Source organism: Cytobacillus dafuensis (genome assembly GCF_007995155.1).
Classification (GTDB): domain Bacteria; phylum Bacillota; class Bacilli; order Bacillales; family Cytobacillaceae; genus Cytobacillus; species Cytobacillus dafuensis.
On sequence record NZ_CP042593.1, the window covers coordinates 4335974 to 4347916 of the forward strand.

The following is an 11943-nucleotide window of genomic DNA, read 5'->3' on the forward strand; positions in this document are numbered from 1 at the left end:
AGAGTTACCAAAGAAGCACGTATTAAAAAATCACGAAACGGCCACTTTATTATTTCCCCCATTATTACATTTGCGTCACTTCACTTGAATATAAACTATTTTTAAAACTCAATTACGGTTTATAGCATATTCAGTTATAAAAAAGAATGAATTAAAAATAGAATTGCAAAAGCAACCCCAGACCGCAAATGCCACTTCCGGTCCATCCTCTGATATCGAAATAGTCCTGATATAGGAACTGGAAGCAGGACTAGCAAGGAAAGCAATCCGCTTATATTATTAAAATCAAATTTGAAACCGTACATAAAGACAGCTACAGTATGCAACATAATAAAAGCGATGGCGATAATCGCTACTGGAGTATGCCATCTACGGGCAAAACGAAGCAAAGTGGACAACCACTTTTTTACCTTGCCTTGACCTTTCAACATATGAAGCCTAATAACACGAAGAAGCACATAATAAGCAAGTACAAAAAATAAGGCAATTCTTGCATTGGACCCATAACCTTTAAATGTATGTTCGAACTGCCTGCTGTGCAGAGTGGTTAATGAAAGGTGAAATAGTCCCTTAAGTTCCCAAAGCATTATCGAAACAGCGAAAATTATCGTCACGATTATCCATATTCGTTCCTTTTTAGGAATCCATCCTTGTTTTTGGACCTTGATTTCCCGTGTATTCATTGATATCTGTACTCCTATAAATAAGACGTAGAGTTGACACTACATTTCTGCATTTTAAATTAAAAAACAACTTTTAGATACTTAACTTGATCAAATCACGGTAACTCCATCTTCTGCTTAAGTAACCGATAGATTAAATAAAATACTTCATATCGCTTAAATTAATACATTCGGTTTCATCACTAAGTTGTTCAAATAAACTAAATATGACATATAAATGTCTCCATTTTTTTATGAAACAGACCACTTAAAGTTAAAATAACCTTCAATTTTATTTAAATACAGTGTAGCACTATAAATGAATACATTTTCTATTTTAATGAATTATTAATTAAAAAATAGGTTTATAAGAATAATAAAAAAAACTATTCACTGTTCTAAGATGTGTTATTCCAGAATATGGCCCGATACATAAAAAAGACGCGTTCCTTAATAAACGCGCCCTATAGTTTAATATTCTGATTTATTGATTATATATTCAATTCTTCATATTTAACTATATAGATATAGTTTTTGTTGCAACTGTTTGTTGAAATGCCTGATCATGCTCAACAATAACCATTGTGGGATTAAATCTTTGAATAAGCTCTTCAATCTGTATGCGCGAATAAATATCTATAAAATTTAACGGTTCATCCCAAATATATAAATGAGCTTTTTCACATAAACTTTTGGCTATAAGCAGCTTTTTCTTTTGTCCACCAGAATAATGAGATATATCTTTCTCAAATTGAATTCGGTCAAAATCCATCTTACGTAGGATGGATTTAAATAACGTTTCATTAATCTCATGCTCTTCAATAAAGTCCGATAACAGTCCCTTCAAATGAGAAGTATCTTGTTGGACATAGGAAATAATGAGGCCAGAACCTAAATTCATTGAGCCTGTATGTTGTATTGGATTTCCTAGAATTAGTTTTAGGATACTACTTTTTCCGCTTCCATTCTTGCCATCAAGTACAATTCGGTCACCTTGTTCAACTTTAAAGCTTATTGGCTTATTCACTATTTGGTCATCGTACTTAACAGACACATCAGCCAAAACAATCAATTCATTTGACTGAAATTCCAATGATTCTAATTTTAATGACTCAGTTTTTTCAACATTTTTTAGCAGTTTTGACTTTTCCTCAATAGCTTTTTGTTGCCTTGATTCAAGGTTCTTTGCTCTCTTCATCATCTTTGCCGCTTTATGTCCTACAAAACCCTTATCCAACTTAGAACCCGAATTCGTTGTCCCATTTTTGGAAGCCTCCACTTGATTAGACCAACCTGCTGAACGCTTTGAAGATTGTTTTAATCTGCCTATGTCTTTTTGTAGACGCTGATTTGTTGCCTCTTCGTGTTCCTGCTGTCTATCAAAATTTAACTTCCAAGAAGAATAGTTACCACTTTGAACTTCAATATTTGCCCTATTTATAGATAAGATATGGTCAACGCATCCATCTAAAAAGATCCTGTCATGTGAAATTAAAATAAAGCCTTTTTTCGTCCTTAGATAATCAGAGACAATCTTACGTGCATCAGTGTCTAGATGATTGGTTGGCTCATCAATTAATAGAAATTGACCCTCAGTCAAAAAAAGTGCAGCAAGCAACACCTTTGTTTGTTCTCCATTTGATAATGTTTTAAATGGTCGATACATAACCTCAGCATCAACATTTAGATAGGATATTTCACGAAGAAATTCCCAATCTTCTGCTTGGGGACAAATTTCTTCTAAGATTTCATGCGTATACTTGTTTTTATCCGAAACTGGATAAGGGAAATAATTAAATTCTACCGAAGAAATGATTTTCCCACTATACTCATAATTCCCTAATAATAAATTGAAGAAGGTTGTTTTACCTCGTCCATTTCTACCGATAAATCCAAGTTTCCAATCCGTATCTAATTGAAAGTTAACACCTTCAAAAATATTGTCAAAGCTACCTGGATAAGAAAAAGTTAAGTCTTGAACTTGTATCATTGACATGATAATTCCTCCTTTGTATATCAATACTTTTTACTTTTTATACAAAGTCGGTACATCCATCTATTCTAAATTACTCCGTATAAGTTTGATGGATATTAACGACTTATACGGAGTATTACATGCGTAACAATAGTGTCTGAATTGCTCATTTCTCTCTCTCCTTTATTTATTAGATTAAAGTTACAGATTAAAAAAAATCAATCTTACCTTTGAGAGAATAAAAAATCCTCCCATTTGTAATTGGAAGGATTAGTCTTTCACTAATAGTAAATAAGTTCTTTTTTGTCATTAGAATCATGACAAATAAAGTGTAAACCGATTTATAAAAATGGATAGACTAATCCTATATTTTGTAGTTTGAAGTTATTCATTTCAAATTAAAATATAGATTAGTTAATCATTGTCCATCCATCAGTCCTCTCATATTTGTATTTTTATTTTAACAATTTTTTTTATGGAATACAATTCAGCATCATTTTCACCTCAAATTACTGCTTGTTGCTCTTTTGATAATTCCCATACAATTGACCACAAGCAGCATCTATATCAATTCCAAATTGACTTCTAATGGTCACATTAATACCTGATGACTTTAATTTTTTGTAAAAATTAACAACATGACCTTCATCAACATCACCGAACCTTAAAGGAGAACTGACGGTTGGGTTATATCTGATTAAATTTACATGATATAAACGTCCTTCTTTATATCGACCTTTTAATAGACTTACTACTTCTTTAGCATGGTCAATAGAATCATTCACACCAGGTAACATAATATAAGCAATATATACTTTTCTTGATGTTATTCGTATATGCTCATCTAATGTCTCCATTACATCTAATAATGGATACCTATCATTAATCGGCATCAATTTACTTCGTTGTTCATTAAAAGGAGAATGTAACGAAAACGTCAAATTGACTTGTGGATAATTCAGAGTCATTTTTTTTATACTTGGTATAATACCAATAGTTGAAATAGATAACCTACGAGGGCTTAAAGCAAACATCGTAGGATCAGTAAGTACATCTAAGGCATCAAAAACCTGTACATTGGATAACGCCTCTCCCATCCCCATAAAAGAAATACTATCAATTGAATGACCTTGTAAGTAAAAATGGAGGATTTGGTCAGTTATTTCATCTGAAGTCAAATTTCTTTTTAATCCAATGTCACCTGTTGCACAAAATTTACACCCAAAATTACATCCACACTGAGAAGATATACAAAATGATTCCCACCCAGCTTTATATTTCATATTTACCGTTTCTATTTTTTCATTTCCTGAAATTTCAAATAATACTTTAGTGACTTGCTCAGAATGTTGTTCCTTTAAAGGAACAACATCTAAAATAGAATCTCCAAATTCCTTAACTAAAATTTCTCTTAACGATTTTGGAAGTACATTAATTTCGTTGAATTTATTTATTCTTTCTTTAAAAATGGCATTCAATATTTGTTTCATTCTAAAATTAGGGTAATTATGTTCCCTTAAGAATTCTTTTATTCTTCTATATTTATTAATTTGTCTTAATTGCATGTTTCTCACCTTCCATAAGACTCTCAAATTTTTTGTGAGTAAATAGAAGGGAGTTTATCTATCCTTTAAGTTAAAAAAAACACAAAAAGCACCTATAAAATTATCGGTGCTAGACATTAATATCAAAATATGCACAAATAAATAAAGTCATTCATTTGTATTTTGTCATAGGTGCAAAGCTCCGATAACTGTTTTTTATATGGTTGTATAGCATAAAAAAGGACAGACTACTCCCTTTGTCTGCTAAGAAATTACCAATTTTTGCATTTTTTCCAAACAAAATTCTAAAAATAGTTAACATCGCTTGCACCTCCTTTTGTCAAATTTATTATTGAGTAAACTAACATAAAAGTGAGTATATGTAAAGTGTAATTCGAGAATTATTGTAAAACGTTTTAGTGAATTTCTTCACAATTTTCACTATACAATATAACTTTTTATTCAACAATCTAGCCCTATTATGGAATAACCCATATAATAAAATAATTTTAATTTCCGTACTCTATAAATTCCTTTTCACTACCATAAAAAACATTTACATCTATGTACTTTTCTTCTCCATTATATCCATATAATTGTTCTCGGTCTGTGTACTGCCAAAATGTCCACTTTCGTTTATCTGGTAACGAGGGTTTGGTAAAAACATCCCTTATCCATATGTCGCATTGTTCAAAACTATTTTTTATATACAGATCATAAGCCTTTCGCGTAGTGTAAAGAATTACACGTTTTCCATAATGTTCTTCAAGCATTTTCACCAATGTATGAAGCTCTTTTTCTACTTGACTACGATAAGGAGGATTTTTTCCTTTATCACCATAAAACTCAACATCAATTACTGGTGGTAATGCTTGTTCACTAATTGGCACTGTTTTAATAAAATTCTGAGCTTGAGATTTGCCCTCACTATCATAGCTAAAAAAGTGGTAGGCTCCAATCCGTAGGGTAGTATTTTCTGCACTTTTCCAATTCTTTTCAAAATATTTATCGACAAAAGTGCTCCCCTCTGTGGCTTTAATAAAGGCAAATTTTAAGTCTTGTTCCTGAATTTGTGCCCATTCTATTTCACCTTGATAAGATGAAACATCTACACCTTTCACAGGATAATGTTTTGCACTGGAAGCATTAGGAATAATGATACCTTGATACCACAATAAAATGGTCAAGAATATTATACCTATAAAAAAAAAGATAGAATAAACAAATATTTTTCGTTTTCTCTTTTTTACATCTATATTTTCAAATATCATCTTCTTTCACACCATTCTGATTTATTTTTATTTTACTCATCTTCAGCAGAGGGGAAGACTCATCAAAAGAAAAAAATAATTTTGTAATCCATAAGAATCCACTTTAAATCTAAAATGATCTAAAATGTGTAGCAAAAAGTCTCTTAGAGTTTATTATCTATTCTATTTGAAAGCCTCTAACTCCTTGTTCAACTAAATGGACCGATAAATAAAAAAGACGCGTTCCTAAATATACGCGCCCGATTATTGAAGATCATTGAGATTAACCTTATTCAAGATAAGCCCCCTTTACTTTAAGTGTAATTGTTCATAAATTACTATGAATCGTTATTCACTCTCTTAAATAGTGATGAAGAAATCCCTATTCCTTCATATGTATGCATTGTTTCCAGAACACCTCCCGAATGTATTATGTAAACAAAAAAAAAGCCGCATGGCTACGGCGTTTCTTGTTCATTCAATTTTTGTTGAAGCCCAGTTTTCTTATCACCTTTATCGTGCTGAAGGACATAATGTTTATCAGCTCATTGTCAGTATAAGGAAAATAACGGCATTACAAATGACGCCCTTCGCCCTTCAAATGGTACTCTACTTCTTTCCACCGGATATACATTATTGCCTCACCTTTGCTTTCCAAATCAATTCTGGAATTAAGGGAAGATTATGAAGCGAAACACCAGCGGCCACAGACAATGCATTCCCGAGGGCCCCAGGCATTCCCATTAACCCTAGTTCTCCTATTCCACGGGCTCCGTATGGTGCATCAATCTGTGGATTTTCAACAAAATCAACCAAATAATTAGGATTCTCTCCATAGCGGAGCGGGCGATACGTCCGAAGCTGCGGGTTCAAAACCCTCCCTAAATGATCAAAATAAAATGTTTCTCTCCCAGCGAATGCAAGCCCCATACTCATTGCCCCCATAACCTGACCTAATGCTGCTTTTTCATTCATCACCCTGCCAGCATCCACTACCGTCGCAGCATTAACAAGTCGATAAGTATAATCTATACGATCGAATTCTACCTCTACTCCATATGCCGCAACAGACCACTCCGGACCAGGCTTCCCAGCTCCGGTTTCAGGATCCAAATACGTTATATGACGTAATATATAATTTCCTCTGCCAATGATTTGACCGCCAATAGCGTTACCATTTGGATACTTATAACCATAACCAATATCTTTAAAATGAAGCCCAATGGATGGATCATCCCTCAAAAATACTCGACTATTTGCCACTTCAAGATCTTCCTTTGGTGCTCTTAACACACATGAAGCCACTTCTTTTAATTGGTTAATCACATCGTCTGCGGCATTTAAGGTAGCCCTACCTGCCATAAATGTTCCCCTGCTGGCAACGGTTTTCCAATGTTCTGGCATTGTCTGGGTATCTACTTCCATTCGAACATGAATTTTATCGATATCCATTTTAAGTCTCTCGGCGAGAATTTGAGCTAACACAGTCTTAGTCCCAGTTCCAATTTCGATAATCCCTGACATTAAATTGATACTTCCATCCCGATTAAATGTTAAAATAACGCCCGAGGGAGCGTTGGCATCAATCGTTGACGTTTTCCAGCTGCAGCTTACGCCTTTTACTCTAACAAAACGTTCATCTATCTCTTTAATCGCCCCTTCGTCCCACTTGATTAAGTGTCTTACTTTCTCAATACACTGTGGTAAGTCTCCTAAATTGCTTTTATTTAAAAGAACCCTTGTCGGTGTTGTATTTCCTGGCCTAATGGCATTTATATAACGGAGTTCAAGCGGATCCATTTGCAGTTTTTGTGATAGTAAGTCCAATGTTCTTTCAATCACAAAAGAAAGCTCGGAATGAGAAAATCCTCTATATGGGGATGCATACGGATGATTGGTATACATACAGTATGAATCACACCAGACATTCTCAACATTATAGGGACCAGTGCAGTCGACTGCCCCTGATCTCGTTACATCAATGGCTTTATCGGAATAGGCACCCCCATCCCACAAATAAAGGATTTCCATAACCTTAATTTTCCCGTTACGGTCGGCTCCAATTTTAACTGTTGCATCCAAACCAATGTGACATGGAGATGTAATAATATCCTCCTCACGGGTATTGAAAACCTTTACGGGTCGGCCGTCAACAGCCTTCGATGCTAAGTAGGCAAGTATCTCAAGCTGAACGGGTGCCTTTCCACCGTAGGCTCCTCCAACAAACGGCGTGTGAACAACAATTTTCCCTATATCCTCACCAAAGTAATCAGCTAAAAGTGTTTTGACCATAAAAGGTGCCTGAGACGAGGTCGTTATATTGATTGTTCCATCTGGTAAAATCTCACACGTTGAACATCTTGTTTCCATTGCGGCATGGTCCGAAGGTGCAAAGGAATAACTCGCTTCTACTGTTACCTCACTGTCAGACCATCCTTTTTCCATATTGCCCTTGCGAATTTTAATAAGGTTTGCAATGTTTGTTCCCGGAACCGGGTGTGAATCCTCCTCCTTTTTGTATTCACCTAACTTTTCATGGACGAGGGGAGCATTCTTTTGGAACGCCTGTGTAGGTGAATTTACTACTGGCAATAATTCATAGTTGACCTTAACCAGGTAAGCTGCTCTCTTAGCCTGTGCTGGAGTATCAGCGACAACTAGTGCAACTGGTTCTCCGTGATAACGGACCTTATCAACAGCAATCGGCGGGCGATCGCGGATGGCCTCACCTGTGAGTGGAAAATATTCTCCTGCGATAATCGCCCTAACACCTGGTATTTTTAGCGCTTCTGTCGTGTCAATCGCAGTGATCCTAGCGTGCCCATATGGACTGATGACCTTTGTACAAGAAAGCATCCCGACTGATTGGTAATCAGCAGTGTATTTCGCCCGGCCTGTCACTTTATCCCACGAGTCTTTACGAATGACACTTTTTCCAATTACATCCAAGTTATTCCCTCCTAACCCTAGATTTTCACGAAACCTTCCCATTCCCAATACATTAATATTCGTGTACATAAAGATAAATACAGCTCCGTAGAAATAAACCATATGAGTAATTTAAGTACAAACATTCGACAAGTGGAGGAATAGTGGCTAGTTGTTATCAGTTGAATTAATATTTGATTCTTTTGGTTCTGCAGGGACCCCTCTATGAGGTATAACTCCTTTTGTTTTCAACTATTCTTTTAGATTCATGGGGGAATTTTATATATAGTAACTTACGGTCACAACCAATTTTCTCTGCCACTTTAGTTAAAGAGTTACACTCTGAGTTATTTATTTCTTTCAAGAGCGTATTTAAAGTCCATAAAAAAACAGTAGGAGAAAATAATTCAATTTTCTCCTACTGTTTTTTCTTATGTTGACTAACAACAATTACCTGCACCTATTAAGACTAATCCTGCCCCTTCTTGGGTTTCTTCTTTGTCTAAAATTAATTCCTCGGTAGCAGTAATCTGTTCATCAACTGCCACCTTAATTCCGTTTACCATCTCAATCTTGTCAGATTGTTGTGGCTGTTCTAAGGAAATCGTAAATTGCGGTCCACAGCAACCAGCTACTGAGTTTAGGCGAATCCCTTCTGCATCATTTTGACTTAATATATTTTCCAATAATTGTTTAGCTCCGTCTGTAATTTTCATTTATTTCTCCTCCTAGTCTTTCTATGCATTTGGAAATATTCTTTTCAAAGTTTCCTTCATCTCTGGTTTTACATTAATTTTTGGTCGTACTGTTTTAGCTATTTCTTCTGCTTCTTCAATGTTGCTAGCTTTCCTTAAAGCTAAGAGTGTTCCTATCTCAACCGTCCCAGTACATAAAATCATTCATCTACCCATTAATTAATGTAGTCTTTTAGCTTTTCGTACCCAATCTTTTCTTCATGTTGCCAAGAAATTATCGCGCATTTTTCTGCTAGTTTTTCATTCACTTCCTGAATCCATTCTTTTTCTGCTGCGGCTTTCCCTCTTAATAAAGGATCTTTTGTATCGGTAGCATACAAACTTTGATTAATAACCCACCATTGAGGATCAATATTTGCTCTTCTGAGATCATCTTGTAATCGTGATGCTTCTAACACAGGTGTTGCTTCAGCAAGTGTGACAATCACAACAGCTGTTTCTTTAGGATTTCGAATTCGAGGAAGTAACTTTAATACACTCTTAGGAACTTCTCCTGTTGATCTGGCAATTTCTTTACTATAAGACTGAGCAGCATCTAACAACAGTAAGGTATGTCCTGTCGGTGCTGTGTCAATAACGACAATTTCATTTTCAGATTTGGCTACTACTTCAGCAAATGCTCGGAAAATTGCTATTTCCTCTGTACAGGGAGAATTAAGATCTTCCTCTAAATAAGCAAGCCCCTCTTCGTCTAAGTCTTTACTTGCTTTAGCTAAAACATCAGCTTTATATTTTTCAACTTCTTCTTTTGGGCTAATGCTGCTGATCGTTAAGTTTTGATTTAGTCGATCACTTTGGAATTGGTAACTAAGGTGTGCAGCAGGGTCAGTTGTTGTTAAGTGCACCCGATGCCCTTTCTCAACTAAACCAACTGCGATCGCGGAAGCAACCGTTGTTTTCCCTACACCACCCTTCCCCATCGTAAAGATCAGTCTTGTATTATTAGATGAGATATCATTAATTACTCCATTCAATCTCGGAAGATATTCAAATTCATTTTCAAAAGGCAACTCCATTGAGGGGATGAAGTTTGGCTTGAATAAATATCTTAAATTTTTCACCCCTGTTAGGGAATAAGATACAAACGGCAAAGAATAAATTACATTCTGCTTTAAATTTTCTGGAATCTGCTTTAATGCATTCCTTTGTCGATGATATAAGGCAGATGATGCTTCATCCTCTTTAAGATGTGTCTGAAGAAGCCCATTGACGATAAGTATTTGGTTTTTTATACCGATTTCTTTCAATTCCTTTGATGCACGGTCAGCTTCAATAAGGGACGAAACATCGGGCCTTGTTACTAGTAGTAAAGTGGTCATGCTAGGATCAGACAAAACTTCTACTGATTTTGAATAAAGATTTTTTTTATCAGCTAATCCTGATAAAGGACCTAAACATGAAGCACCATGTGTACTCTCATCTAAAAAACCATTCCAAGCTGTTGGAAGCTGTAAAAGTCTTAATGTGTGGCCAGTTGGGGCCGTATCAAAATAATATGATCATACTGTTTAACGATTTCAGCATTTGTAAGCAAATTTGTAAATTCATCAAATGCTGCAATCTCAACTGTACAAGCACCTGATAATTGTTCTTCTATTGTAGCCACAATCGATTCAGGAAGTTTTCCACGATTTGGGCCGACAACTTTCTCACGATAAGCTCTTGCTGCAGCCTCCGGATCTAAATTACTTGCAAATAAATTTTCAACTTTCGGAACTGCTTGTGGTAAGTTTGTTAACACTAAACCAAATACGTCTTGCAAATTGGAGGCTGGATCTGTGCTAATCAGCAACACCTTTTTCCCACTATCAGCTAGTGCCACAGCTGTTGCACAAGCCGTTGAGGTTTTTCCTACTCCCCCTTTTCCAGTTAAAAATAGAAAGGGCGTATTAACTATATTCTTTGGATGGAAAGCTTGAAACATGATTTCCCCTTCTTTCTTATTTCAGTGAGTTTATATCAATAGAAACCCGAACTTTTGGCTTTTCTGTTAGTTCATCTGGTGTTACATTAAACCATTCTGCAAATTCCTCATTTGAAGGATAGCTCCCCACCCTTACAACCTGATTGTCTACTAATATTATTGGTAAGGCATCAGGTCCTTTTTCATGTAAAACATTATTTACTTCAATATTTTCAGCAAATTTACCAGGATCATTTGTTAGTTGGTATCGTTTGATATCAAAGCCTTTTTTCTCTAATGAATAAATAGCTGATGCCACTCTACTTAATTCTGGATCTACACTGGGACCGCAAACACCTGTAGAACAACACATTGCAGGATCAAAAATTTCAACTTTTTTCATATTAAATCCTCCTATAATATCAAATAAGCATATGCTTATATTTATGTTAAAAGAAAACCAAGAGATATCTCTTGGTTATTTAATTGTTTATTTTCCTATTTCAGCAAAACGCTTGATTCTTTCTCCAACTTCATCACGGACACGTTGGAAAAAAGCCCATTTTTCCTCTTCTGTACCTTCTGCTTTTGCTGGGTCATCGAAGCCCCAGTGTTCACGTTTAACATGAGGAGGTGTCATTGGACATTTATCAGCAGCATCTCCGCATAATGTTACAACTAAGTCAGCATTATTTAAGATCTCAGGATCAATAATATCTGATGTTTGATTAGAGATATCCACTCCTGCTTCTTTCATAGCTTTAACAGCATTTGGGTTTAATCCATGTGCTTCAATTCCTGCACTGTACACGTTCCACTCATCGCCTAGATATTTCTTTGCCCAGCCTTCTGCCATTTGACTTCTACAAGAGTTCCCAGTACATAAAAAATATATTGTTTTTTTAGACATCATATATTTCTCCTTC

At 35.4% G+C, this 11943-nt stretch carries 8 protein-coding genes and 2 pseudogenes; all 10 read right to left on the reverse strand.

Translation table 11 applies throughout. The features are described from left to right. Positions 1–134: 134 nt before the first annotated feature. The 10 genes and pseudogenes from FSZ17_RS20670 to arsC all read right to left on the reverse strand — a co-directional run bounded on the left by FSZ17_RS20670 (position 135) and on the right by arsC (position 11927). Positions 135–683, reverse strand: coding sequence for a hypothetical protein (locus FSZ17_RS20670; protein ID WP_057773886.1), 549 nt, complete (start codon positions 681–683; stop codon positions 135–137). 496 nt (positions 684–1179) lie between these two features. After that, positions 1180–2658, reverse strand: a complete 1479-nt coding sequence (locus FSZ17_RS20675) for an Lsa family ABC-F type ribosomal protection protein (protein ID WP_057773891.1) — start codon at positions 2656–2658, stop codon at positions 1180–1182. A 488-nt stretch (positions 2659–3146) separates the two neighbouring features. Continuing rightward, positions 3147–4202 (reverse strand): Cfr family 23S rRNA (adenine(2503)-C(8))-methyltransferase, encoded by a 1056-nt coding sequence (locus FSZ17_RS20680; protein WP_057773893.1) that lies wholly within the window; start codon positions 4200–4202, stop codon positions 3147–3149. Between the two features lie 488 nt (positions 4203–4690). Beyond that, positions 4691–5452 (reverse strand): glycoside hydrolase family 25 protein, encoded by a 762-nt coding sequence (locus tag FSZ17_RS20685; RefSeq protein ID WP_057773895.1) that lies wholly within the window; start codon positions 5450–5452, stop codon positions 4691–4693. 612 nt (positions 5453–6064) lie between these two features. Beyond that, positions 6065–8380 (reverse strand): xanthine dehydrogenase family protein molybdopterin-binding subunit, encoded by a 2316-nt coding sequence (locus tag FSZ17_RS20690; RefSeq protein ID WP_228460246.1) that lies wholly within the window; start codon positions 8378–8380, stop codon positions 6065–6067. A 419-nt stretch (positions 8381–8799) separates the two neighbouring features. Further along, positions 8800–9075 (reverse strand): hypothetical protein, encoded by a 276-nt coding sequence (locus FSZ17_RS20695; RefSeq protein ID WP_057773897.1) that lies wholly within the window; start codon positions 9073–9075, stop codon positions 8800–8802. Between the two features lie 21 nt (positions 9076–9096). Continuing rightward, positions 9097–9246, reverse strand: a pseudogene (locus tag FSZ17_RS20700) (protein-tyrosine phosphatase family protein); the annotation flags it as partial. A 23-nt stretch (positions 9247–9269) separates the two neighbouring features. Beyond that, positions 9270–11038: pseudogene (gene arsA, locus FSZ17_RS20705) on the reverse strand (arsenical pump-driving ATPase). Positions 11039–11054: 16 nt separating this feature from the next. Next, the gene (gene arsD / locus FSZ17_RS20710; RefSeq protein ID WP_057773899.1) at positions 11055–11420 is read right to left on the reverse strand and encodes an arsenite efflux transporter metallochaperone ArsD; all 366 of its coding nucleotides are present in this window, start codon (positions 11418–11420) and stop codon (positions 11055–11057) included. Between the two features lie 87 nt (positions 11421–11507). Next, on the reverse strand, positions 11508–11927 hold the full coding sequence (gene arsC / locus FSZ17_RS20715) for an arsenate reductase (thioredoxin) (RefSeq protein ID WP_057773901.1): 420 nt from the start codon (positions 11925–11927) through the stop codon (positions 11508–11510). Positions 11928–11943: the final 16 nt, after the last annotated feature.

Coding starts and splice junctions, on each gene's coding strand:
- FSZ17_RS20670 (WP_057773886.1), bottom strand. CDS start 683: ATGAATACACGGGAAATCAAGGTCCAAAAACAAGGATGGATTCCTAAA.
- FSZ17_RS20675 (WP_057773891.1), bottom strand. CDS start 2,658: ATGTCAATGATACAAGTTCAAGACTTAACTTTTTCTTATCCAGGTAGC.
- FSZ17_RS20680 (WP_057773893.1), bottom strand. CDS start 4,202: ATGCAATTAAGACAAATTAATAAATATAGAAGAATAAAAGAATTCTTA.
- FSZ17_RS20685 (WP_057773895.1), bottom strand. CDS start 5,452: ATGATATTTGAAAATATAGATGTAAAAAAGAGAAAACGAAAAATATTT.
- FSZ17_RS20695 (WP_057773897.1), bottom strand. CDS start 9,075: ATGAAAATTACAGACGGAGCTAAACAATTATTGGAAAATATATTAAGT.
- arsD (WP_057773899.1), bottom strand. CDS start 11,420: ATGAAAAAAGTTGAAATTTTTGATCCTGCAATGTGTTGTTCTACAGGT.
- arsC (WP_057773901.1), bottom strand. CDS start 11,927: ATGTCTAAAAAAACAATATATTTTTTATGTACTGGGAACTCTTGTAGA.